This is a genomic window from Thioalkalivibrio sp. AKL12 (assembly GCF_000377925.1).
GTDB lineage: Bacteria > Pseudomonadota > Gammaproteobacteria > Ectothiorhodospirales > Ectothiorhodospiraceae > Thioalkalivibrio > Thioalkalivibrio versutus.
Window position 1 is genome coordinate 30,945 of record NZ_KB898891.1, and the last position, 22,863, is coordinate 53,807.

The window sequence follows — 22,863 nt, forward strand, 5'->3', positions numbered from 1 at the left end:
ATCCCGGAACCCCATCAGTGAAGTACATTCTCGGCTTTATCATCGTGCTCGGCGGCGTGTTCGGCGGCTTCATGCTGCACGGTGGCAATATCATGGTCATCTGGCAGCCGTACGAATACATGATCATCGGCGGCGCGGCCCTGGGCGCCTTCCTGATCGCCAACCCCTTCCGGGTCGTGATCACGGTCCTCAAGTCCCTTCCCCAGCTGCTGAAAGGCGGCGCCAAGTACTCGCGCGAAGACTACCTCGACCTGCTCGCGCTGATGTACAAGTTGTTCACCAAGGCCCGCAAGGAAGGCCTGATGGGCATCGAAGGCGACGTCGAGGAGCCCGAGGAAAGCGCCCTGTTCCAGGCGCATCCCCGGGTACTCAAGGACCATCACGCGGTCGAGTTCATCACCGACTACATGCGCCTGATCATCTCCGGCTCGATGAACCCGCACGAGCTGGACGCCCTGATGGACGTGGACCTGGAGACCCATCACGAGGAATCCGAGCGCCCCAGCCACGCGGTCAACCGCGTGGCGGATGCCCTGCCCGGCTTCGGCATCGTGGCGGCGGTGCTGGGGATCGTGAACACCATGGGTGCGCTCGGCGGCTCAATCGAACAAATAGGCATGAACGTAGCGGCGGCCCTGGTCGGGTCCTTCCTCGGCATCCTGCTGGCCTACGGCTTCGTCGGTCCGACCGCGGCCGCACTGGAGGCGCGATCCCAGGAAGAGGCGAAGTTTCTGCAGTGTATCAAGGCCTGCATCCTCGCCAATGTTCAGGGGTACAGCCCGCAAGTGGCGGTTGAATTCGGCCGCAAGACCATGGAAAGCGAGCTGCGGCCCGGCTTCTCCGAACTCGAGGAGCACGTGAAGGCGGCCTGAGGCCGTCCGGAACGCACCCATGGGCGTCGAGGACAAGACCCAGCCGATCATCGTCAAGAAGAAGGTGGTCAAGGCCGCTCACCACGGCGGTTCGTGGAAGGTGGCCTTTGCCGATTTCGCCACCGCGATGATGGCCTTCTTCCTGCTCCTGTGGCTGCTCGCCGCGATGGAGGCCGAAGATCTTGCCGGTTTATCCGAGTACTTTCAGAACCCGTCAGCCTTCGAAGGCCGTGCACCCGTCCCCGGACAGGCGCCCGGGGACGGCACAGGAGTGGACCCGTCGATTATCGATTTCGAGGGCCTGCCAGAACTGATGGAAGACCCGGAATCCGTCGCTCCCCCCAGTGGCATCGACGACGAAACCCTGGACGACCTGGCCGAGGCGCGCGACCGTGAGGCCCTCGAGACACTGCAAAGGGCCCTGGAGGAAGCGGTCGAACAAAGCCAGGCGCTGGAGCCCTTCAAGGACCAGTTGCTCCTGGACATCACGCCCGAGGGCCTGCGCATCCAGATCATCGATCGCGAGAACCGGCCGATGTTCGACAGTGCCAGCGCGCGGCCGCTGGAGCACGCCGACGCGATCCTGCGCGAACTGGCCAGCCTGATCAACAAGGTCCCCAACCGCGTCTCGATCACCGGACACACCGACGCGCGCCCGCTGCTGCGCCCGGATTACACCAACTGGGAACTCTCGGCCGACCGTGCCAACGCGGCCCGCCGCGCGCTGATCGCCGGCGGCACCGAATCCGACCAGATTGCCCAGGTGGTGGGTCTGGCGGCCAGCGTGCCCTTCAACCGCGAAGAACCGGAAGCGGCCATCAATCGCCGTATCTCCATCATCGTCATGTCCCAGCAGGCCGACGATGCCATGCGCCAGAGCCTGGAGAGCGAGGGCGTGCGCCCCGAAACCCTTGGACCGGCAGACAACGGCACCGGCCCACCGCCCGCGCAACTGGACGACCCCAGCTAAAATGGCCCAACATCGCGACATCCCGCTGAACCTGATCACCGGTTTTCTTGGCGTCGGCAAGACCACCGCCATCCGTCACCTGCTCGCGCAGCGCCCGGAAGGCGAGCACTGGGCTGTGCTGGTCAACGAGTTCGGCGAGATCGGCGTGGATGGCGGGCTGCTGGCGGATACCGGCGTGGCCCTGGAGGAGATCCCCGGCGGCTGCCTGTGCTGCGTCTCGGCGCAGATGTTCACCGTCGGCCTGAACCGGCTGATCCGCAGCCAGAAACCCGACCGCATCCTGATCGAACCGACCGGTCTCGGGCACCCGGCCCAGATCATCCGCACCCTGACCGAACCGCCCTATGCCGGCGTCCTCGATCTGCGCGCCACCGTGACCCTGATGGACGCACGCCACCTGGCCTCGCCCCGCCATCGCGAGCACCCGACCTGGCAGGACCAGATCGCCCTGGCCGATGTACTCCTGGCCAACAAGGCCGACCTCTACAGCGAGGATGACCGCGAGACGCTGCATGCCTACGTCGCCGCGATGCCCTCGCCGCGCCCCCTGGTGGTCGAGACGACTCAGGCCCGCATCGAGCGCGAATGGCTGGACCGGCCCCGGCTGGAACGCGGCGGTGCCCTGTTCCCCGAGGCCCGCGCCTTCCTCGACGCCGCGACCGAATCCACGGACCATGACCATGACCATGACCATGACCATGACCATGACCATGACCATGACCATGACCATGACCATGACCATGACCATGACCACGACCACGACCACGACCACGACCACGACCACGACCACGACCATGCCGCTCCCGCGGCAGATGAATGGGTCACCATTGACACCCGTGGCGATGGCTACATCGGTCGCAGCTGGCTGATGCCCGAGGGGCAGATCGTCGACCACGCAACGCTCGCAGGCCTGGTCGACGGCTTTACCGGCGACCGGCTGAAAGGGCTGGTGGAGACCGACCAGGGCTGGCAACGCATCAACCGGGTGGACGGCCACGGCGGGCTGGAGGCCATGGACCCGCCAGCCCCCTTACTGCGCCCCCGCATCGAGGCCATCCTGCCGGAATCCGACACCACCGCCCTGGACGCCCTCGCCAAGGCATTCGAAGCCGCACACACCCCGAACACCTAACCCACCACCCGGTGCCAATCGACGCCTCGTAGGATGCGTTGAGCCCCGCGAAACGCATCAGAACGCACGCTACAGCAAAAGACGCCACCCCGAACGATGCGTTTCGCTTCGCTCAACACATCCTACAAGACCGACCAGGCCTGACGCCGCATCAACCGTGGGCGGCCACGACGGGCTCGAGCCGATGGACGCCCCGGACACGCCACGGCGCCCCCGCATCGAGGCCATCCTGCCGGAATCCGATACCGCCGCCCTGGACGCCTTCGCCCGGACACTCGACGCCGCACGCACCCCGAACCCCTGACCGGGCCCTCAACGCCAATGGCAGACGCTTCGCAGGCTGCGTTGAGCCCCGCGAAACGCATCAGGACGCACGGGTACACGGAAAGACGTCACGCCGACCGATGCGTTTCGCTTCGCTCAACGCAGCCTACACGTCAGGCGATGCGAGCCAGGCCGGATCGAGGAAAAACAAGAGGGTAATCACCGCCCCGATCAGGGTGACGGCATGCCGATAGCCGGCCTCCGGCACGCGGCGCACCAGGGCGATACCGAGCCGCGCGCCCAGGATCGCACCGGCCCCGACAGCCAGCAGCCCGGTCGCGACCACCTGCCCGCCCGCGATGTAGACCCCCACCGCCATCAGGGTCAGCACCGAGGAGAGCAGGTTCTTCACCGCATTCGCCCGCGCGAGATCCGTGATCCCCTGGCCACGCAGGATGGCCAGCAGCAGGATGCCGACCCCACCGTTGAAATAGCCGCCGTAGGCACAGCCCAGCCCGGCCCCCAATACCCGCAGCGGCCCCGAATGCGTCCGCGCGGCCTGATGCTGTAGCCAAGGGCCGAGGGCAAACAGCACCGTGGCCAGCAGCAACAGCCAGGGGATCAGCGCGCGGAACCGGGCATCCCCGGTCAGCAGCAGCACGGAGGCCCCCAGGGCCCCGCCCAGCACCCCCGCCAGCAGCAGGCCCCAGGCCAGCCCTCGGCCCAGCTCCTGCCACGCCCCGCGTAACTGCCGCCGATCCGCCAGCACGCTGGCCAGATAACCGGGCAGCAGGGCCGCGGTCCCCGTGGCATTCGCGGCCACCGGCGGCACGCCAACGCTCATCAGCGCCGGCAGGGTCAGGAAACTGCCGCCACCGGCCACCGCATTCAGCAGGCCGGCGAAGAACCCGGCGGCGAGGAGCAGCAACGCAACGCCGGAGGGCGCAAAGTCCATGCCGCGCGGATTCCCGGCTCAGACGACCTTGCGGTCACTGAACTCGGCGCGATAGAACCACTCGTTGCCCGGCAAGGAATTGGGGTTGGGAAACACGATGAAGCCCGGCTCCGGGGCACGCACCTCGGTGCCGTCGGCACGCGTACCGATCAGCTCGCCGGCCGCCAGCGGATCGAAGCTCTTCCACTCCCGCGCAAAGCGGTCATCCGGGTGGTCGCGGTCGATCACCTCGACCAGACGCAGCACCTCCGGACTGGCCTGGCCCGCGGTGGCCGGGGCCTCCAGCATGTCCAGATGCGCGAGGGTGTTGCGGATCGCGTTGTACGCCACCTCCGGCGCCTGCGGGTCGTCATGCTGGCCGCATTCCAGGGTCACGCCGTAGCCGCCCTGCGAGCGCATGTACTCGGTGGTGCCGATGCCGTAGCTGGGGTCGGTACTGAGCATCTGCGCGCGCTGGCTGGCGTTCGGGTTCTTCATCCGGCGCGCGACCCCGCGGGCGTAGGTATCCAGCCAGCCCTCGACCATGCGCTGCGGCCCCAGGCAGGCCGCCAGCGCCTGTTCCTCGGCCGCGTGCGTGAAGCCTTCCAGCTCGCCGTCGTTGTCGCGCGGGCCGAGCATGATGAACGGCTGCCCACCGGTGTGGAACGAGTGCAGATCCAGCAGCACATCATGCGCCGCCAGCAGCGGGCACAGCACGTTGGCGATGCGGTCCTCGAAGTCCTGCGGGTCGTCGGTCACGCGCAGATTGCGGTTCAGGTTGCGCTCGCCCATGCGGCTTTCCAGCTGATAGGCCAGCGGGTTGGTGCGCGGTACCAGCGTCAGTTGTCCGCGCAGCAAACGCCGCTGCCCCGACTCCAGCTCCGCGTGCAGGCGTTCGGTGGCCTGGGTGCCACAGGTCTCGTTGCCGTGCACCGCCCCCAGCACGATCAGACGCGGCCCCGGCTCCAGGCCGTGAAAGGTGATCGAACGCAACGCAGTGGGACGGGACGGATCGGACATCGGGGCAGCTCCGGGCAAGAGACGGGCCTAAAGGCTACCGGAGCGGCCCAGGGGATGCCATGCGGGCATGCCTGACGACACTGACCCAGCGGGGCCCCTCAGGGTGTCGGCAGGCCGGCATGCTTCGTCATCCAGGCATCCAGCGCCTCGATCTCCAGCGGCCGACTGTAGAGATACCCCTGACCCAGGGCACAGCCGCGCTCCTGCAGGAAGGCCGCCTGCTCCGCCGTCTCCACGCCTTCGGCGATCACCTGCATATTCAGGTTGCGGCCCATCGCGATGATGGTGGCGGCGATCTCGCGGTCGGCGCTCTCGCTGGCAACACCATCCACGAAACTGCGGTCGATCTTCAGGACATCCAGCGGATAGGTCCTCAAGGCCGCCAGCGAGGAATACCCGGTCCCGAAGTCGTCGATGGCCAGCTTCACCCCCAGCGCCTTCAGCGCCACCAACCGTGCAATCGCCTGATCGCCCTGCTGCATGATCGCGGTCTCGGTGATCTCCAGCTCCAGCTGGGCGGCCGGGAAGCCGCTCAGCGCCAGGATCTCCGCCACGCGATTGACGAAGTCGCTGCGCTGCAGCTGCACCGGGGACAGATTGACCGCCAGACCGAAATCTCCGGCGCCCCGGTCCAGCAATCGGCGCCCGGCGTCGCAGGCCTCGCGCAATACCCACTCGCCCAGCGCAACGATCAACCCGGTGTCCTCGGCGATCGGGATAAAGCGATCCGGCGGGATCATCTCCCCCTGTGCCGGCTGCCAGCGCAGCAGCGCCTCCATGCCGAAGGGTTGCCCGTCCTCCAGCCGCACCTGTGGCTGGAAATGCAGCCGCAACTCGCCGTTGTCGTCCTGCAGGGCCTGGCGCAGTCGGTTCTCCAGCTCCAGGCGCTCGTCGGCCGCGCGTGTCAGGGCCTGGGTATAGACACTCCAGGTCTGGCGCCCGGATGCCTTGGCCTGGTACATCGCCGCATCCGCGTGCTGGATCAGCGCGGTCACGGTGTCGCCATGATCCGGGTAGAGACTGATGCCGATGCTGCCATTCAGATAGACCGAACGCCCGTCCTCCAGCGTAAAGGGGCGCTCGAAGCTTGCCAGCAAACTGCGGGCGCAGCGCGCGATCTCGTCGTCGCTGTCCGGGTTCTCCGCCACAATCAGGAATTCATCGCCGCCCAGCCGACCCAGCACATGGGTTGGCCCCAGCACCCCGCGCAGACGCCGCGCGACCTCCACCAGCACCTGATCGCCCGCCGGGTGCCCCATGGAATCGTTCACGTTCTTGAACCGGTCCAGATCGAGATTCAGCACCGCAATCCGGTACCCATGCATGCGGGCACGCTCCAGCGCCTGCCCCAGCATCACCTGCAGCTGACTGCGATTGGGCAGATCGGTCAGGGCATCGTGTTGCGCCAGGTACTGCAGTTCATCCTCCGACCGGCGCAGCTCCGACATGTCGGTCAGTACGCCGGCGTAATGCAGGGCCTGGCCCTGCTCGTCATAGACGGTATTGAGGCTGAGCCACTGCGGGGCCACCTCGCCATTGCGCCGCCGGTTCCAGATCTCGCCCTGCCAGTGTCCCTCTCGCTGGAGCCCGCCCCACATGCGCTTGAAGAAATCGGCATCGTGTCGCCCGGACTGCAGGAAACTCGGGTTGCGACCCATCGCCTCGGCCTCGGAAAAACCGGTGATGTCGACGAAGGCCGGATTCACCGCGACGATCCGCGGGGTCAGGTCGGTGATGATGATGCCGTCCCGGGTACTCTCGAATACCGCCGCCATGCGCCGCAGGCCCAGCAAGGCCTGGCGCCGTTCCAGCGCCGCCCCCAGACTGGAGGCGACGATGCGCGCCAGGCTCTGGTCCGCCTCGGTCCAGCGCTGCGCGCGCCGCACCCGGTCGAGCGCGAGGAACCCGCGGTACTCGCCCTCCACGTACAGGGGTACCAGCAGCACAGCCTGGCTTTGCGAGGCCTCCAGGATCGCGCGTTCCTCATCCGGCAGCTCGCGGGTCAGCACATCGACCGCACCGCCGCCCTGCAGGATCTCGTGCCAGCGCGGCAGGACCGATTCCAGGCTCAGGTTGCGCAGCGGCGGCGGGCGAATCATCTCCTCGGTATCCGAACGCACCCAGTAGTAGCGGTGGATATCCAGGGCCTCGCGCACCGCGTGGTCCAGCTCGGCCACCAGCACATAAGCACGGTCGGCGCCAGCCTCCTGCCCCAGTTCGGCCAGCAGCCGGTGGATCACGCTGGCGGGGTTGTCCTCTCGCAACAGTTCCACGGTCAGCTCGGCGGCGGTCCGCAGCGCTCGCTCGCGATCGCCCAGGGCCTGTGAGACGCGCAGCTTCTGCGCCGCCAGCCCCGCGATCTGGGTGAACTCGTCGATCAGCACCCGTTCGCCGGGGTAGGGTCCGCGTGACGCGCCGAGATAAATACCCAGGGTGCCCAGCACGCCACCGTCGGCATCCCGGAAGGGGAACGACCAGCAGGCGCCAAAGCCCGCCCCACGTACGAGATCGCAGAACCCGGCCCAGTTCGGGTGCGTCCCGCAGTCCTCGATGATCATCGGTTCGCCACTCCACGCGGCCTCGCCGCAGGAGGCCATCCCCTGAGCAGCGCGGATTCGGCGGGTCGCACTGCGCAGCGGGTCCGGAAGCCGTGGAGCCGCCACGCCGTGGAGTTCCTGACTGTCGGCATCCAGCAGCATGATGCAACCGTGCAGGTCGGGGGCCAGCGACTCCAGGCCCTTGACCACATCCTCCAGCAGGCGCGGATCGCGCTCCCCCGTGGCCAGGCGTGCCAGTACGTTCCCGCGCACCTCCTGAACGCGCTGGTCCAGCACCCGCCGGGTCACGTCCACCAGACTCCCGGACAGGCCCGTGGCCTGGCCCGCGGCATCCAGATTGACCTGGCCGCGCAGCTCCAGCCAGCACAGCGAGCCATCGGCCGCGCGCAGACGAATCTCGGCCCCCAGCCGGCCGTCGTCGGCCTCCGCGGCGCGCGTCAGCAGTCGCGCCGCCACACCGCGATCCTCCAGCGGCATGAACGACAGCATCTCCTCGCCGATCGACAATTCCACCGAATGGCCGGTGATGGCCGTCCAGGCCGGATTAAGGAAACGCCAGCAACCGGCAGCATCGGTCTCGAAGACGATATCGCCGGCGCGCTCGATCACCTCGCGGTAGCGCCGCTCGGAGGCTGCCAGCGCCGTACGTTCCCGGCGCAGCCGCGCGCGCGCAAACACCTGGTCCAGCAGCAGCGGCAGGGTATTCAGATACCCGTCTTGCTTGACCGCGTAGTCCTCCACGCCCATACGCAACGAGCGTGCAGCGAGGTCCTCGGTGCCCTGGCCGGTCACCAGGATGGTCGGCAGATCCAGCCTGCGGTCCTCGCGCACGATGCGCGCCAACTCCAGCCCGTCGATTCCGGGCAACCGGTAGTCCACCAGCAACAGGTCGAAATCCAGATCCCCGGTGGCACTTTCCGGCAGGACCGCCAGGGCATCTTCCGCCGTGTGCACCGCCTCCACCTGTACATGCGGGGCCGCGCGCGCCAGAGCACGGCAGGTCAGACCCACATCGAATTCGCTGTGCTCGACATACAGCACCCGCAGCGGCTCACGCGCCTCGATCACCCGCAGCTCGCGCCGGGCGCAAGCATCCACCACCCGCCCCGGAAGGCGCTCCAGGTAGCCATCGGCCTTGGTCAGATAGTCATCGGCACCCGCGCGAAACGCCGCCACCACGGTTTCCTGTTCGCCGTGCCCGGTGAGCACCAGCACGGCCTCGCCGCGTCCCGCGGCGTGCAGCTCGCTGATCAAGTCGAGACCGCTGCCATCCGGCAGGCGCAGATCCACTACCACACAGTCGAAGCCATCCGCCCCGGTCAGCGCCGCGCGCGCCTCGGCCAGAGACCCCGCCGGGGACACGGCCGCGCCCGGCACCTGGCGTTCCAGGACGCGGCGCTGCAGATCGGCATCTGCCGAGTGATCTTCTACGAGCAGGATTCGCATGGGGTCTCGGGTTGCAAGGGGGCCGCGGCTTCAGACCGGCGGGTGGTTGAGCAGGCACCAGTAGAGCTCGACCTGCTCGGCGACCTGCACGAACTGGGCGAAATCCACCGGTTTGACAATGTAGGAGTTGGCGCCGCAGTCATAGGCAGTGGCGATGTCACGGTCCTCGCTGGAGGAGGTCAGCATCACCACCGGAATGCGCCGGAAGCGTTCGTGCGCACGGATACGCCGAAGCACCTCCAGTCCGTCCACCTTGGGCAGCTTGATATCCAGCAGGATCACCGCCGGCGGCGCGAGTTCGCCGCGCTCCCAGCGATCGAGAAACTCCAGCGCCTCCACCCCATCGCGCGCGGTCTCCAGCGGGTTGGAGAGGTTTCTCCGCTTGAAGGCGCGCTGCATCAGATCGATATCCACCGGGTTGTCCTCCACCACCAGGATGGAGGGCTGACGTCCGGCGTGGCTCATCGCGGGAACTCCACGTGGAAGGCGGCCCCCTCGCCCGGCGTGCCGTCGGCGCGGATCTCGCCGCGCAGCCGGTGGACTGCACGGCGCACCAGGGCCAGGCCGACGCCGGTCCCCGGATAGGCCTCGGCACGGTTCAGGCGCTGGAAGATATCGAAGATACGATCCCGAAACGCCATGTCAAAACCGATCCCGTTATCCCGCACCGTGATCCCGAGTGTAGCGCTGCGGGATTCGGCCTGCACCGTTACCTGCGGGGCCTCGCGCTCGGCACTGAACTTGAACGCGTTCTCCAGCAGGTTGCGCAGGATCAGGGCGACGCCATCCGGGTCGCTGACAAAGCAGAGATCGGGGTCGATCTCGATACTCACCTCGGCGCGCTCACGCAGTCCCGGATCCACCGACTCCAGCACCTCCTCCACCAGCGCGCGCACGCGGACGGTGCGCTCCTCCAGCGGCCGACGCTCCATGCGCGAGTAGGCCAGAAGATCCGAAATCAGTTCGTTCATCTGCGCCACGCCATTGCGGATATTGCTGAGGAAGACGCGACCCTCACCCTCCAGCTGCTCGCCGTAGTCCGCCTCCAGCAACTGGCTGTAGCCCTCGATTCCGCGCAGGGGTGCCTTCAGGTCGTGGGAGACGGCATAGGAAAACGATTCCAGTTCCTGGTTAAGCGCCTGCAGGGCCGCCGTGCGTTCCGCCACCCGCTGTTCGAGCGTGGCATTCAGATTGCGCAGTTCCAGTTCGTTGCGCTTGAGCTCGGTCACCTCCAGCACCGTGCCCTGTACGTAATGCAGGCCGTCGGCGCGCTCGATCGGCGCCTCCATGGTGAGACTGAACCAGGCCTCCTCGCGCGCCTCGGGCCGGGCCTTCAGGAGCAACCGCTGGGGCCCGGGCCGGCCGCCGGCGATCAGGGTCTCCATCGCCGCGGAGAAGCTCGCCCCGTCCGCGGACTCGAGGTCGAAGAAATTGCGGGCAAACGACTCCAGCGTCGGCTTGCCGTAGTGGGAATCACAGCCCAGCAGCGCATACAACCGATCGGACCACCACAACTCGCGGTTATCCAGCAGGTACTCCCAGCTGCCCAGGCCGGCGTGGCGCTCGGCCTGGCTCAGGCGATCCACCTGGCGTGCCAGGGCGGCCTCCGCCTGCTTGCGCGCCTCGATATTGCGCAGCGTCACCAGCAGCAGCTTCTCTCCGGCGATCTCGGTGACCTGCAGGTTGGCCTCCACCCAGAACCCGTGGCCGTCACGGTGCCGGGCGCGCCATTCGAACACCAGCTGTTCGCCACGCCGGGCGCGCTCCATCAGGGCCTTCTGGCGCTGAACGTCGAATCCGGTCTCGTCCGCGCTAAGATCGGCCACGTTGCAGGCCAGCAACTCGGCACGGCTGTAGCCGTACATCTTCTCGGCCGCAGCGTTGATCCCGATCAGGGCCTCGGTATCCAGGTCTTGCAGCAGGATCGCCTCCTGCACGTTGTCGAAGATCGCACGGAAGCGGGTCTCGGAATCACGCAGGTCCTGCTCGGCGCGCCGGCGTTCGGTCACGTCCACCAGCAGGCCATTGATACGGATCACCTGTCCGGACTCGTCACGGGTCAGCCAGGTCCGGTCTTCCAGCCAGACCCAGCCGCCCGGTCCGTCCCGCAGGCGATACAACTGGGTGTAACGGTCCGGGCCGCGCTCGATGTGCGCGGCGACCTCGGTCACGATGCGGTCGATATCATCGGGGTGGATCAGGTCGGCATAGTGCACCTCGCCGCGCAGCAGGGCATCGCGGGCGATGCCCCAGCGCTCGATATTCGGGGAGACAAAGGTGACCGGCCAGCCGGGGGTGGTAGCCCACTCGATGGCAACCACCGGGGAACGTTCAACAATCCCGGTAAGCCGGCGCGCCTCGCGCGAGGCGCGGTCACGGGCCTTGAGGGGAAAATACACCAGCAGGAACAGGAGGATGGCCGTAACCACCACGTAGCCCCAGCCCTTGAGGGTCTGCAACTGCCCCAGCAGCTCCAGATCGTCGACCATCAGCAGCAGGGCCCGGTCGGACAGGGCGATCCAGAGCAGCCCGACAACCAGATACAGCACGGCGACGAGTAACGCGGTGCGCCCCGCGCTGGGTCTCCAGCTTCCCTTGTTGTCTCCCGCCATGCCATTCCTCCGACCGCCATGGAGACGCGGCCGGCATTCCCTGCCCGCCAGCTGTCCTGTCTCGAGCATCGACCACCCGTGGCCCAAGCGCAACCCAGGTCTGGCGGGGCCGGATTGCGGGCTTCGGAGCGCGGTTCGAAAATGGTATTCTTCGCCGCTCCCGCAAGCGGACGCAGCGATGTTCAAGCAACTCGAAGGCGAGCCCCGTGGCGAGCGCCACCCGACCCCAGCGGTCCTGGATCGCCTGAAGCTCAATGCCGGCGGGCTGATCCCCGCCATTGCCCAGCAGCACGACACCGGCGAGGTCCTGATGCTGGCGTGGATGAACCGCGAGGCCCTGGACGAGACCCTGGCGACGGGACGCGTCTGCTACTACTCGCGCTCGCGCCAGGCGTTGTGGCGCAAGGGCGAGCAGTCCGGGCAGGTGCAGCAGCTGCATTCGCTGCACCTGGACTGCGACGGCGACACCCTGCTGCTGAAGGTCGACCAGACCGGCCCCGCCTGCCACACGGGGCGGCGCAGCTGCTTCTACCTGCAGGTCGGACAGGACACCGTCGTGGTGACCAGCGATCCCGAGATCGCCCCCGAGACGCTGTACGGCAAGGACACCGGGCAATGAGCGCGGCCCGGACCCTCAGACTGCACAACACCCTGGGCGGGCGCGACGAGCCGTTCGTGCCCCAGGACCCGGAGCGGGTGACGCTCTACGTCTGCGGCCCCACCGTGTACAACCGCGTGCACATCGGCAACGGCCGGCCGGTGGTCGTGTTCGACGTGCTGTTCCGCGTGTTGCGCGAGCTCTACGGCCCGGATCACGTGGTCTACGCCCGCAACATCACCGACGTCGACGACAAGATCAACAAGGCCGCCGCCGACAACGGCGAGCCCATCGCCGCGCTGACCGAACGCTTCACCCGGGCCTTCCACGAGGACATCGCCGAACTCGGCACGCTCAAGCCGACCCTCGAGCCGCGCGCGACCGAACACATCCAGCCGATGATCGAGCTGATCGAACGCCTGATCGAACGCGGCCATGCCTACATGGCCGACAACCACGTGCTGTTCGACGTGACCTCCTACCCGGACTACGGCGCCCTGTCCGGGCGCTCGCTGGCGGACATGCAGGCCGGCGCCCGGGTCGAGGTCGCCGACTACAAGCGCCACCCCGGCGACTTCGTGCTGTGGAAGCCGGCCGCGGCGGGCGAGCCCGGCTGGGAGAGCCCCTGGGGCACGGGCCGCCCCGGCTGGCACCTGGAATGCACCGCAATGATCCGCAGCCACCTGGGCCCGATGATCGACATCCACGGCGGCGGCCACGACCTGGTCTTCCCGCACCACGAAAACGAGATCGCCCAGGGCTGCGCGGCCGAAGGCTGCCACGAGCACGGTACCCACTACGCCCGTTACTGGGTACACAACGGGCACCTGACCATCGACGGCGAGAAGATGTCCAAGTCGCTGGGCAATTTTCAGCTGCTGCACGACCTGCTGCAGCACTACCCCGGCGAGGTCCTGCGCCTGGCACTACTGTCGCGCCACTACCGCGCCCCGCTGAACTTCTCGGAAGAGACCCTGACCCAGTCGCGCAACAGCCTGAATGGCCTGTACCGCGTACTGCGCGATGTGGCCGACATCGAGGCCGACGACATTACTGCCTCCGACACGGCAGTGTTCACGGCGTTGCTGGACGACCTGAACACCCCCGCCGCGATCACCGCGCTGCACCGCATGAGCGACGCCCTGGCAACAGCATCCGACGATGCCGAACGGGCCCGCCGCAAGGGTGAACTGCTGGCGGGCGCCGCCCTGCTGGGTCTGCTGCAACAGGACCCAGCCACGTGGTTTCAGGGCGACGCCGGGGACGATGACCTGGCCGCCTGGGTGGAGGAGCGCATCGCCGCACGCAAGGCCGCGCGCCAGGACCGCGACTTCGCCAAGGCGGATGCCATCCGCGACGAACTCGTCGCGCGCGGCATCGAGCTGGAAGACACGCCGGATGGCACGCGCTGGCAGCGCGCCACCTGAAGCCGATGCATCTGCGCCCCTGGCTCATGCGATTGACGCTGGTTCTGGGTCTGCTCCTGCCGGCCGGCGCGCTCGCCCACCCGCATGCGTGGATCGACCTGCGCATGGGGCTGGTCTTCGACGATGCCGGCAACCTGGCGAGCATGGAGCAATCCTGGCGCATCGACCCGACCTACAGCCACATGCTGCTGGAAGACCTGACCCGGGACCTCGACGGTGCCACCGGCATCGATGCGGCGCTGGAACACGCCGCCGAACGCATGCTCGGAAACCTGGCTGCCTATGACTACTTCACCGAACTGAACCTGGGCGACGAGCGCCTGGACGTGCCGCAGGCCCGCAACGCGCGCCTGACCCTGGAGGACCGGCGCCTGCACCTGCGTTTCGAGCTGCCGCTGGACGAACACGACATCACCGCCGGTGACGCCTTCACCTACCGCGTCTTCGATCCGGAATACTGGATCGAGATCCGGCACGATCCGGACGACATCGTCTTCGTGGAGAATCGGCCCGGTTGCGAGGTCGCCGTCACCGAGCCCCGACCGGACCCGCAGCTGATCCGCTACGCCGCCACCCTGGAACGTTCGGACCGCAGCCCGGTCAACGACCTGGGCCGTCACTTCGCGGAAACCGCCACGCTGGAATGCGACTGAGCCTGGTGCTGCCGCGCGATCGGACGCCACGCACACCACACCGCAGACTGAGTGTTATACAGTAACGCCATGCGCACCGACCAAGACCTGTTCCGACGCCCTTCCCTCAACCTGCTACTTCTGTTGCTGGCCCTGCTGTTTGGCGGCTCCGGACTCGTGCAGGCCGAGACCGGCCACCCGCTGGGCGCCCCCACCGGGGCGCCCGCCGAACGCGACGCGCCCGCCAGCGGCAATCAGGCGCCAACCCCACTGGTTGAGCCCCCGAGCCACCTGGAACGCCTGACCGGCTGGATGCTGCAGACCCAGCGGCAGTTGCACCGCAGCCTGACCGAGGGCCTGCACGCCCTGCGCGACGGTCCGACCACACAAACCGCCGGGGCGCTCATCCTGGTCAGCCTGCTCTACGGGATCTTCCACGCCGCCGGCCCCGGCCACGGCAAGGCGGTGATCAGCGCCTACCTGCTGACCCAGCCGCAGAACCTGCGGCGCGGCATCCTGCTATCCACCGCCTCCGCGCTGGCGCAGGGCGTCACCGCCATCGCCCTGGTCGGTGTGTTGATCGGCCTGTTCGGCTGGCTGGCCCGCGACACCCTGGGTCAGGTACGCACCCTGGAGATCGCCAGCTTCGCCCTGGTCGCGCTGCTCGGGCTGTGGCTGATGGTTCGTGCCCTGCGCCATGCGTGGCGGCTGCATCGCGCCCACCGCGCTCAAGCCCACGATCACGATCATGCGCACGAACACGACGCGCACTGCGGCTGCGGCACCCCGCACCACGTGGATCCCAACCAGCGTGGTACCTGGTGGGGCACGGTGCTGGCCGTCGGCATTCGCCCCTGTTCCGGCGCGGTGCTGATCATGGCGGTCTCCACCGCCCTGGGCCTGGCCTGGGCTGGCGTGGCCGCCGTGCTGGCGATGTCACTGGGCACAGCGGCGACGGTCTCGGTGCTGGCGACCCTCGCCGTCTCCGCGCGTGACTGGACCCGTCGCTGGCTGGGCCCGACGCGCATGGGCCGACTCACCTACATTGGGCCGTCCCTGGGCCTGGCCGGGGGCGGCGTGATCGCCCTGATCGGTCTCAGCCTGGTCCTCGGCGCCATCGCCTACCAGCCCGTTGCCCACCCGCTGGGGATTCGCTAGGTTTGATCCCTCGACAGGTTGTCCACGGGGCCCCGCTTGCCCCGGATGGACGCCTCCTCTAACGTCCGGGTCATCGGACCCTAGCGCGCGAGGCCCTCATGTCGTCGACCACCATCACCCCGGAACAGGCCCCCACCCTGCCGGCGCTGTTCCGCACCCGGGTCTCCATGAGTCGGGATGCCCCGGCCTATCGCCACTTCAGCGCCGACGACCAGACCTGGAAGCAGACCACCTGGGGCGAAATGGCCGCGATGGTGGATCGCTGGCAGGCTGCGCTGGCGCGCGAAGGTTTCAAGCCCGGGGAACGCGTTGCGCTGATGCTCGGCAACTCGCGCGAGTGGGTCGCCCTCGACCAGGCCGCCAGCGAACTGGGGCTGATTACCGTGCCGCTGTACACCGACGACCGCCCCGACAACGTCGCCTACATCATTGGCCAGACTCAGGCCCGCCTGCTCTTGCTGGGCGAGAGCATGCACAACCGCCGCCTGTCCGAACACTTCGAAAACATGCCCTCGCTCAAGCGCATCGTCTGCCTGGGCCACACCGAAGGCGAGCCCGATGACTCGCGGGTGATGGACCTCGACCGCTGGCTGGAGCGCGGCGACCCCGACCACGTGCATCGCCCGGACCTGGACCCCCTGGGCCTGGCGACCATCGTGTTCACCTCCGGCACCACGGGGCGACCCAAAGGCGTGATGCTGTCGCACCGCAATATTCTCGACAACGCCCAGGCCTCTTCCACCGCCGGACCGCTGTCGGATACCGACCGCTTCCTCTCGTTCCTGCCCTTGTCCCACATGCTGGAACGCACCGGCGGCTATTACATGCCCATGCTGATCGGCGCCGAGGTCGCCTTCGCGCGCTCTATCCAGGGCCTGGGCGAGGATCTGATGTCCGTGCAGCCCACCGTACTGATCTCGGTCCCGCGCATCTACGAACGTGTGCATGGCCGCATCCAGGCCGGCCTGAAGGAGAAATCCGCGATCGGCCGTGGCCTGTTCAAGGCCACGGTGGCCATTGGCTGGCGCCGCTTCGAACACCAGCAGGGCCGTGCATCCTGGTCCCCGGGCTTGTTGCTGTGGCCCCTGCTGGAGCGAATCGTGGCACAAAAGGTGCTGAATCGCCTGGGCGGCAAGCTGCGCTTCGCCGTATGCGGCGGCGCGCCGCTGCCGCCACCGATTGCCCGCTTCTTCATCGGCCTCGGCCTCCCGGTACTGCATGGCTACGGCATGACCGAATCCAGCCCGGTGGTCAGCGTCAACACCCCGGACGACAACCTGCCCGCCTCCATCGGCAAGCCCCTTCCGGGGGTCGAAGTAAAGATCGGCGAAATGGACGAGCTGCTTACCCGTTCCAGCAGCGTCATGCTTGGCTACTGGAAGAACGAAGAGGCCACCGCCTCCACGATCGACCAGGATCACTGGCTGCACAGCGGGGATCAAGCACGAATCGACGACGATGGCCGCATCTTCATCACCGGACGCCTGAAGGACATCCTCGTACTGACCAATGGCGAGAAGGTCCCACCGGCGGACATGGAGATGGCCATCGCCCTGGATGCCCTGTTCGATCAGGTCATGGTGGTCGGCGACGGCCACTCCTTCCTGAGCGCCCTGGTGGTCCCCGAACCCGAGGCCTGGGCGACCTTCGCCGAGGACCACGACCTCGAACCCAGTGCCGCCGGACGCCTGTCGCGTGCTACCGAGCGCGCCCTGCTCCAGCGCATGCAGTACCAGCTACGCGACTTTCCCGGCTATGCCAGGATCCGCCACGTCCACGTGGTCCACGAACCCTGGTCAGTGGACAACGGCATGCTGACCCCGACCATGAAGCTCAAGCGCCCGGTCATTACCAAGCACTACGCCAAAGCCATCGAGGCCATGTACGCCGGCCACGACTGACCTTTTTCTGTCGGTCGCCACGAAGCGCACGAAGGCACCCCAAAAACGAAAAAGGCCCCGCAGCGCAATGCCGCGGGGCCTTGAGGGGCGCGCCAGGCGCGCTGCCGGCTCAGATGAACAGGCAGATATCGGACTCGCCGGCAAACTCGAAGAACGCGGCGGCCCCGGCGTATTCCACGCCGTCGATGAATTCGCTGGTGTCCATGTCGAACAGGTCCACCGTCATCTGGCAGGCAATCATGCGTACCTCGGCCTCCAGGCACAGCTCGCGCAGGTCGCCCAGATCGGAGACGCCCTTCGCCGCCATCTTTTTCTTCATCATCACGGTCATCATCTTCTGCATGCCCGGCAGGGCCTGCAGAAGCACCGGCATCGGCATCGGCATCGGCATGCCCGGATTGCCCAGCGAGGTCACCTGCAGATCCAGTTTCTTGCGCAGCAGTTGCAGGCCATAGAAGGTAAAGAACACCTCGCAGTCGTAGCCCAGAGCGGCCGCCGTGGAGGCGAGGATGAAGGGCGGATAACCCCAGTCCAGGCTACCCTTCGTGGCAATGATGGCCATCTTCTTTTGATCACTCATTTCTACTTTCTCCTCCAGTGGTAACAGGAATCGGATCCGCCACAGCCCCCTGCGCACGATCCGTCCCCAGTTGGTTAAAGCCCGTGGGTGTCGGGGCGGGAGAGCCTACTGCTCCGACGCCTGACGCCCCCTGCGCCAGTCTCGGATCAGTGCACACCCGGCACAAACCCCCAGCGCTGCCATGCTGGCCCATACCGAGATGGGCACCAGGATCATGGCCAGCGCGAACATAAGCCACGCCAGTATGGTCATCGTTCTCCTCCTGCACAACATTAGCGGCCGGTAATCGCACCCGCTGGTCGTGCTGCTTGCTGCGAGCCGGCGCAGGAGGAGGCATCATGCCTGCCCCTACCCCTAGCGCCTCTCCGGCGCCTCCGGCTCGGCGTAATCGCGGGGCGCATCCGTGCCCGGCGTCGGGTCAGGGACCGGGGCTTCCGGCTCCTTCGGGTTGTAGATATCGCTGGCCGAGGCCCGCCCGCCCTGGCGCGAGACCGGGCTGGCATCCACAAACTGGTTGTTCAGGCGCTGGATGTAGGCCTCGGCGCGGTCGCGCAACTGATGCAGGCGGCCGATCATCCGCCGTCCCAGACCCAGCGGTGCTCGTCCCATCATCGGGCGCCAGGGACGCGTGTTCTTCTCGAAGGCCGCGCGCCAGTTACCGGCGGGGGTCTCGATCGGCAGCGTCCGCGCGATGCGGCGCGCCAGCCAGCGGCGATTGAAGAAGTGAATCCCGCCGAGCACGATGGCCAGCACCACGATGCCAAAGACCGTCAGCAACGGGCGCTCGCCCATGGACTGCCAGACGCTGCCATCGGTCCACGGGGCCACACCACCAGTCCACTGGTAGCCAATCAGGCCCAGGATCACCGCGACCACCGCGAACATCCCGGCGTCGAACTGCATGACACGGCGGCGCCAGCGTGCGAGCGCACGTTGCAGCGCCGGCATGACGTCCATCTCGATGGATTCGGCGATCGCCTGCAGCGAGCCAAGGATCCGGTAGGAACGCGAGGAACTGATCTCCTGGATCTTGGCGTGGATCTCCTGACGGTCGCGCCGGGATTTTTCCTCGTAGCGCTCGCGCACCTGAGGATCGCCGATCTCGACCGCCGCACTCTCGTTGTACAGGCAATAGAAGCGCCCGGTGGCATTGCCCTGACGCACCACGGCGCGCTGCCAGGCGGAAACAACCTCTTCCAGGTTGTCCTCGCGCCAGGTGGTGTCGATCTGGTTAAGGATAAACACCAGTTTGGTGAAATCATTGCGTTCGGCGACGCGATTGACCAGGTGCTCCAGGGTGTCGCGCATCGCGCCCGGTTCCGGGTGGCGGGCATCGAAGAACACCAGTACCAGGTCGGACAGATCGATGATGTGGTCGGTCAGCTGCAGGATTGTCGCGCGCTGCTCGTCGGCATCGAACCCGGGAGAGTCGATGATGATGCGCCCGCGCAGATGCTCCGCACGCGCGGTCTTCATCGCGAGGAAATGATCCACCGTACGCCCGCCACCGTCGGTGATGCGCTCGATCTCGTCGGATACGCGATAGAACGGGAAACGCGGATCGCCGTCCAGCGCGAGCCCCGGCAGCTCCTGCACGTGCTCGCTTCCGCCGTAGCTGATCACGGTGAACTTGTCGTCTACCGCCTGCGAACCGCTGCGCTGCACGGTGGTGCCCACGTATTCGTTGATGAAGGTGGACTTGCCGGCCGAGAACGTCCCCAGCATGGCGATCATCGGCCACCAGGAGATGGTGAAGGCGTAGGAGTCTTCGGTGGGATCCAGCAGACCGGCCGCATAGCCGACCCGGTCCAGATCACGGAAGGGGTCGACCACCCCCTTCAGGACCGGATTCTCTTCGGCAAGGCGGTCGCTGAGCAGCTTGAGCTGCTTGCGTACCCGAGGGCCAGGACGATTGAACATGCGGACTCCGTCAGTCGAAACGCGTGATCAGCGCGGGTAATACGGCCCCGGCGAACCCCGGACCGGACCGCTCTGATCGGTGAATGGGTTGAACATGTTCATCATACCCATGGGCGCCCCCACATTGCGATTCAGACTCCACATGTCCTGTTGCATGCCCGTGATCGCGCCCGCCATCACGCTGGTATCGCGCGTCATCGAGCCGATATTGGCATCCATCGAGCGCGTATTGCCCGCGATCACCGCCACTTCCTCGTTCATTACCCGCATGGTGTTGTTGATGTCCGTCATCTGGTGGTCCATCGAGGCCATGTGCCCGGCGATGGTGGACATGTCGCGATCGACCACCTGGGTCATCTGGGCGATCTCCTGGGTCAGCTGGCTGACATCCCGCGTCAGGCTGGTGATCAGCCAGAACCCGTAGATGGCCAGGACCACGAAGGCCAGCAAGGCGGCGTACACAATCAGCTCCACACGCCGGGAGCGGGCATCCGCCTTGTCCGCCTCGTCGCGGACCCTGTTGAAATCACTGTTACTCTCGTCACTCATTGAACGCCCTTGGTCGATGCATGGAATCGGGTTCGCTACCCCCGTCAGAAGGCGCCGACGGCGGCGCGGTCGATGATTTCCTCCAGTGATTCCTTCACAAAAATGGCCTGCTCGCGCAGATCCCCGGGCAGCGGCCGCCCTCCGTGGATCATCGGCTCCAGATCCAGCGTCATCAGCCACAGATTGCCCTCGGCATCTTCCTGCAGCACGATCCGGCACGGCAGATACGCAGCCATCGCCGGGCTGTGGCGAACCATCTGCGCGGCAATCGCCACATCACAGAACATATAGATCTTCAGGAACGGAAAGTCCTCCCCGGTAACGCTGCGTACCTCCTCCCCCATCGGCAATTCGCCGACGTTGCGGAGATTCAGCTCGTTGGCCACCAGCCGCAGAATATCCTCGACCTCGTCGACCGCCAGGCCCGCGTCCACCTTGCGCTTGTAGACCATGGCCTCCGCGGCATCGCCGGTCTCCAGCACCGTGCGGGCCATCTGCGAATAGACCTTGGGCGCCTGGGAATCCAGCGAGCGGACCTGACCGAGGTAGGGCTCGAAAGCAAAAATGGCATACCCCACCCCGATCAGTGCCAGCAATCCGATCACGACCAACGCATTGCGTATGAAGCGCATGAAGCTCTCCTGCTCGGTGCCCGCCGTCCGGTGATCACCGGACGCGACACATTATTGTTTCTTGCGGCGGTTGCGCCCGAACAGGGCTACAGCCAGGGCATCCAGCTCGGCGGCGGCCTTGCCGCGGGGCTCCAGTTCGCGCACCGAGAGCCCTTCGCTGAAGGAACGGCGAAAGGCCATGCGCTGCTTCAGCCGCGGCTTCAGCAAGCGGACCCCCTCGATCTGCTGCAGCGCCTCGTGCGTCTCGTCGGTCTCACGCACGGCCTGGTGCGTATCGGCACGATTGATGAATGCCAGAATCTCGGGACGATCACGCGACCCCCGTTGCTCCTGAATGCGCTGAACGAAGCGATAAGTCGACCAGACGTCCGCCTGGCTGGGCGGCACCGGGATCAGCACGCGGTCGGCACCCTCCACCGCTGTCATCAGGGAGGCCATGTCCGACGCACCGACATCGATCAGCACCTCGTCGTAATCGCCCGCGCGGGAGCGGACCGCATCGAGATCACTGACCCCGTCCAGCGCGGGTTCGTAGCCTTCCTCGTGGCGCACCTCCAGCACATCGCTGAGGGTTCGCTGCGGATCCAGATCCACGGTCAGGGCGCGACGACGCCCCTCCAGCAACCACAGGGCCAGGTTAAAGGCCACGGTACTCTTGCCGGTACCACCTTTCAGATTGGCGACGACGGTCTGCATGGCGTCTCCTTCGAGCATTGCGGATTGGCGGCTACGCGCAACCCACCAATCCGCACGGCTCCGAAAAAAAGGGGCCTGCCCGACACCGGGCAGGCCCGAACAGCGACGGGCTTAGTTGCCCTGGCCCTGCTGCTGCGGCATCTGACCCTGCGGGCCATAGCCCCGCGGGCCGTAGCCCGGACCGTAGCCGTAGCCCGGGCCGTAGCCATAACCCGGATGGCCGTAACCCTGACCATAACCCCGGCCGTAGCCATCCCCATAGCCATGACCGTAGCCGTGGCCGCGGCCACGACCGCTGGCGGAGAAGTCAAAGTTACCGTCACCCATCATGTCACCCATCATGTCGCCCATGCCGTAATTACGACCGGAGCCGTAACCGGGGCCACCGAAGAACGGCATGCTCGGGCCATAGCCGTAGCCCGGGCCATAGGCGCCGGGGCCATACCCGTAGCCGGGGCCGCCCCACTGGGCGGAGGCCATCATCGGGGCGGCCAGGCCACCCAGGGAAACGGCGAGAACTGCTGCTTTGACCAACTTGTTCATGGTGCTACCTCCTGAAGGAGTCATGCCCTCAATTTGAATGCGTGTACGCGGGGAGGGCTTCCCGAATGCACGCCTTACTGGTCAGGGGAACGGGAAACCGCCCATCCCCCAGGGGAAGACCGAAGACGGCCCGCCCATGCCCGGGTAACCGGACTGCCCCGGATACCCGTATGGATAGCCCCCCGGCATCCCGCCAGGGGTGTGGAACGACGGAGCACCCGGTGTGCCGTACGGGTGTTGCGGCCCGTAGCCGCGGTACGCCGGAGCGTGCTGCGGCGGGCCTGGCGCATCCCGCGATTCGCCCCGCCGTGACGGGTCGTAATCGCGGTCCGGAAAACGCCCGCGCGGGCGTTCCGGGGCCGACCGCTGCACCTCCGGCGTACCAGAGGCCCAGGGGTTGTGGCGATCACTCGCCGCCA

At 66.9% G+C, this 22,863-nt stretch carries 21 protein-coding genes; 9 read left to right on the forward strand and 12 right to left on the reverse strand.

Annotated features, from left to right (window positions below; translation table 11 throughout):
• Positions 1-17 precede the first annotated feature (17 nt).
• The 4 genes from motA to D579_RS15055 all read left to right on the forward strand — a co-directional run bounded on the left by motA (position 18) and on the right by D579_RS15055 (position 3,278).
• Positions 18-872 (forward strand): flagellar motor stator protein MotA, encoded by an 855-nt coding sequence (gene motA / locus D579_RS0102660; protein ID WP_018937876.1) that lies wholly within the window; start codon positions 18-20, stop codon positions 870-872.
• A gap of 19 nt (positions 873-891) precedes the next feature.
• Positions 892-1,842 (forward strand): flagellar motor protein MotB, encoded by a 951-nt coding sequence (gene motB, locus D579_RS0102665; RefSeq protein WP_018937877.1) that lies wholly within the window; start codon positions 892-894, stop codon positions 1,840-1,842.
• 1 nt (position 1,843) lies between these two features.
• The gene (locus tag D579_RS0102670; protein WP_018951027.1) at positions 1,844-2,974 is read left to right on the forward strand and encodes a GTP-binding protein; all 1,131 of its coding nucleotides are present in this window, start codon (positions 1,844-1,846) and stop codon (positions 2,972-2,974) included.
• A 157-nt stretch (positions 2,975-3,131) separates the two neighbouring features.
• The gene (locus tag D579_RS15055; RefSeq protein WP_155985594.1) at positions 3,132-3,278 is read left to right on the forward strand and encodes a hypothetical protein; all 147 of its coding nucleotides are present in this window, start codon (positions 3,132-3,134) and stop codon (positions 3,276-3,278) included.
• Positions 3,279-3,404: 126 nt separating this feature from the next.
• On the opposite strand, the gene D579_RS0102680 is transcribed toward D579_RS15055, so the two are convergent.
• The 5 genes from D579_RS0102680 to D579_RS0102700 form a co-directional block, all read right to left on the reverse strand.
• The gene (locus D579_RS0102680) at positions 3,405-4,193 is read right to left on the reverse strand and encodes a sulfite exporter TauE/SafE family protein (RefSeq protein WP_018951029.1); all 789 of its coding nucleotides are present in this window, start codon (positions 4,191-4,193) and stop codon (positions 3,405-3,407) included.
• Positions 4,194-4,211: 18 nt separating this feature from the next.
• The gene (locus D579_RS0102685) at positions 4,212-5,192 is read right to left on the reverse strand and encodes a M14 family metallopeptidase (RefSeq protein ID WP_018144406.1); all 981 of its coding nucleotides are present in this window, start codon (positions 5,190-5,192) and stop codon (positions 4,212-4,214) included.
• A 98-nt stretch (positions 5,193-5,290) separates the two neighbouring features.
• Positions 5,291-9,196, reverse strand: a complete 3,906-nt coding sequence (locus D579_RS0102690; RefSeq protein WP_018951030.1) for an EAL domain-containing protein — start codon at positions 9,194-9,196, stop codon at positions 5,291-5,293.
• Between the two features lie 30 nt (positions 9,197-9,226).
• A complete protein-coding gene (locus D579_RS0102695; RefSeq protein WP_018176009.1) occupies positions 9,227-9,661 on the reverse strand; it encodes a response regulator in 435 nt (144 codons plus the stop codon).
• On the reverse strand, positions 9,658-11,745 hold the full coding sequence (locus tag D579_RS0102700) for a PAS domain S-box protein (protein WP_018176010.1): 2,088 nt from the start codon (positions 11,743-11,745) through the stop codon (positions 9,658-9,660). The genes D579_RS0102695 and D579_RS0102700 overlap by 4 nt, the downstream gene beginning before the upstream one ends.
• Positions 11,746-11,986: 241 nt before the next feature.
• Here D579_RS0102700 and hisI point away from each other — a divergent pair, with 241 nt between their 5' ends.
• The 5 genes from hisI to D579_RS0102725 all read left to right on the forward strand — a co-directional run bounded on the left by hisI (position 11,987) and on the right by D579_RS0102725 (position 17,524).
• On the forward strand, positions 11,987-12,427 hold the full coding sequence (hisI, locus tag D579_RS0102705; protein ID WP_018176011.1) for a phosphoribosyl-AMP cyclohydrolase: 441 nt from the start codon (positions 11,987-11,989) through the stop codon (positions 12,425-12,427).
• Positions 12,424-13,833, forward strand: a complete 1,410-nt coding sequence (gene cysS / locus D579_RS0102710) for a cysteine--tRNA ligase (RefSeq protein WP_018951031.1) — start codon at positions 12,424-12,426, stop codon at positions 13,831-13,833. The genes hisI and cysS overlap by 4 nt, the downstream gene beginning before the upstream one ends.
• Before the next feature lie 5 nt (positions 13,834-13,838).
• Entirely contained in the window at positions 13,839-14,486 is a 648-nt protein-coding gene (locus tag D579_RS0102715) for a DUF1007 family protein (protein WP_018176013.1), read from the forward strand.
• 69 nt (positions 14,487-14,555) lie between these two features.
• Complete coding sequence (locus tag D579_RS0102720) at positions 14,556-15,623, forward strand: nickel/cobalt transporter (RefSeq protein ID WP_018951032.1); 1,068 nt, start codon at positions 14,556-14,558, stop codon at positions 15,621-15,623.
• A gap of 98 nt (positions 15,624-15,721) precedes the next feature.
• A complete protein-coding gene (locus D579_RS0102725) occupies positions 15,722-17,524 on the forward strand; it encodes a long-chain fatty acid--CoA ligase (protein ID WP_018951033.1) in 1,803 nt (600 codons plus the stop codon).
• 109 nt (positions 17,525-17,633) lie between these two features.
• On the opposite strand, the gene D579_RS0102730 is transcribed toward D579_RS0102725, so the two are convergent.
• The 7 genes from D579_RS0102730 to D579_RS0102760 form a co-directional block, all read right to left on the reverse strand.
• Positions 17,634-18,104: a DsrE/DsrF/DrsH-like family protein gene (locus D579_RS0102730; RefSeq protein WP_018144415.1), complete on the reverse strand. Its 471-nt coding sequence runs from the start codon at positions 18,102-18,104 to the stop codon at positions 17,634-17,636.
• A gap of 105 nt (positions 18,105-18,209) precedes the next feature.
• Entirely contained in the window at positions 18,210-18,356 is a 147-nt protein-coding gene (locus D579_RS15205) for a hypothetical protein (protein ID WP_018144416.1), read from the reverse strand.
• A 102-nt stretch (positions 18,357-18,458) separates the two neighbouring features.
• A complete protein-coding gene (locus tag D579_RS0102740; protein ID WP_018951034.1) occupies positions 18,459-20,024 on the reverse strand; it encodes a dynamin family protein in 1,566 nt (521 codons plus the stop codon).
• Positions 20,025-20,051: 27 nt separating this feature from the next.
• Positions 20,052-20,573 (reverse strand): hypothetical protein, encoded by a 522-nt coding sequence (locus D579_RS0102745; RefSeq protein WP_018144418.1) that lies wholly within the window; start codon positions 20,571-20,573, stop codon positions 20,052-20,054.
• 44 nt (positions 20,574-20,617) lie between these two features.
• On the reverse strand, positions 20,618-21,205 hold the full coding sequence (locus D579_RS0102750) for a DUF302 domain-containing protein (protein WP_018937888.1): 588 nt from the start codon (positions 21,203-21,205) through the stop codon (positions 20,618-20,620).
• Positions 21,206-21,256: 51 nt separating this feature from the next.
• The gene (locus D579_RS0102755; RefSeq protein ID WP_018144420.1) at positions 21,257-21,901 is read right to left on the reverse strand and encodes an AAA family ATPase; all 645 of its coding nucleotides are present in this window, start codon (positions 21,899-21,901) and stop codon (positions 21,257-21,259) included.
• 111 nt (positions 21,902-22,012) lie between these two features.
• A complete protein-coding gene (locus D579_RS0102760) occupies positions 22,013-22,444 on the reverse strand; it encodes a sulfur globule family protein (protein ID WP_018951035.1) in 432 nt (143 codons plus the stop codon).
• Positions 22,445-22,863: the final 419 nt, after the last annotated feature.

Excerpts from the sequence above, each read along its gene's own strand:
- motB (WP_018937877.1), top strand. The coding sequence starts at position 892 with ATGGGCGTCGAGGACAAGACCCAGCCGATCATCGTCAAGAAGAAGGTG.
- D579_RS0102670 (WP_018951027.1), top strand. The coding sequence starts at position 1,844 with ATGGCCCAACATCGCGACATCCCGCTGAACCTGATCACCGGTTTTCTT.
- D579_RS0102680 (WP_018951029.1), bottom strand. The coding sequence starts at position 4,193 with ATGGACTTTGCGCCCTCCGGCGTTGCGTTGCTGCTCCTCGCCGCCGGG.
- D579_RS0102685 (WP_018144406.1), bottom strand. The coding sequence starts at position 5,192 with ATGTCCGATCCGTCCCGTCCCACTGCGTTGCGTTCGATCACCTTTCAC.
- D579_RS0102690 (WP_018951030.1), bottom strand. The coding sequence starts at position 9,196 with ATGCGAATCCTGCTCGTAGAAGATCACTCGGCAGATGCCGATCTGCAG.
- D579_RS0102695 (WP_018176009.1), bottom strand. The coding sequence starts at position 9,661 with ATGAGCCACGCCGGACGTCAGCCCTCCATCCTGGTGGTGGAGGACAAC.
- hisI (WP_018176011.1), top strand. The coding sequence starts at position 11,987 with ATGTTCAAGCAACTCGAAGGCGAGCCCCGTGGCGAGCGCCACCCGACC.
- cysS (WP_018951031.1), top strand. The coding sequence starts at position 12,424 with ATGAGCGCGGCCCGGACCCTCAGACTGCACAACACCCTGGGCGGGCGC.
- D579_RS0102715 (WP_018176013.1), top strand. The coding sequence starts at position 13,839 with ATGCATCTGCGCCCCTGGCTCATGCGATTGACGCTGGTTCTGGGTCTG.
- D579_RS0102720 (WP_018951032.1), top strand. The coding sequence starts at position 14,556 with ATGCGCACCGACCAAGACCTGTTCCGACGCCCTTCCCTCAACCTGCTA.
- D579_RS0102725 (WP_018951033.1), top strand. The coding sequence starts at position 15,722 with ATGTCGTCGACCACCATCACCCCGGAACAGGCCCCCACCCTGCCGGCG.
- D579_RS0102730 (WP_018144415.1), bottom strand. The coding sequence starts at position 18,104 with ATGAGTGATCAAAAGAAGATGGCCATCATTGCCACGAAGGGTAGCCTG.
- D579_RS15205 (WP_018144416.1), bottom strand. The coding sequence starts at position 18,356 with ATGACCATACTGGCGTGGCTTATGTTCGCGCTGGCCATGATCCTGGTG.
- D579_RS0102740 (WP_018951034.1), bottom strand. The coding sequence starts at position 20,024 with ATGTTCAATCGTCCTGGCCCTCGGGTACGCAAGCAGCTCAAGCTGCTC.
- D579_RS0102745 (WP_018144418.1), bottom strand. The coding sequence starts at position 20,573 with ATGAGTGACGAGAGTAACAGTGATTTCAACAGGGTCCGCGACGAGGCG.
- D579_RS0102750 (WP_018937888.1), bottom strand. The coding sequence starts at position 21,205 with ATGCGCTTCATACGCAATGCGTTGGTCGTGATCGGATTGCTGGCACTG.
- D579_RS0102755 (WP_018144420.1), bottom strand. The coding sequence starts at position 21,901 with ATGCAGACCGTCGTCGCCAATCTGAAAGGTGGTACCGGCAAGAGTACC.
- D579_RS0102760 (WP_018951035.1), bottom strand. The coding sequence starts at position 22,444 with ATGAACAAGTTGGTCAAAGCAGCAGTTCTCGCCGTTTCCCTGGGTGGC.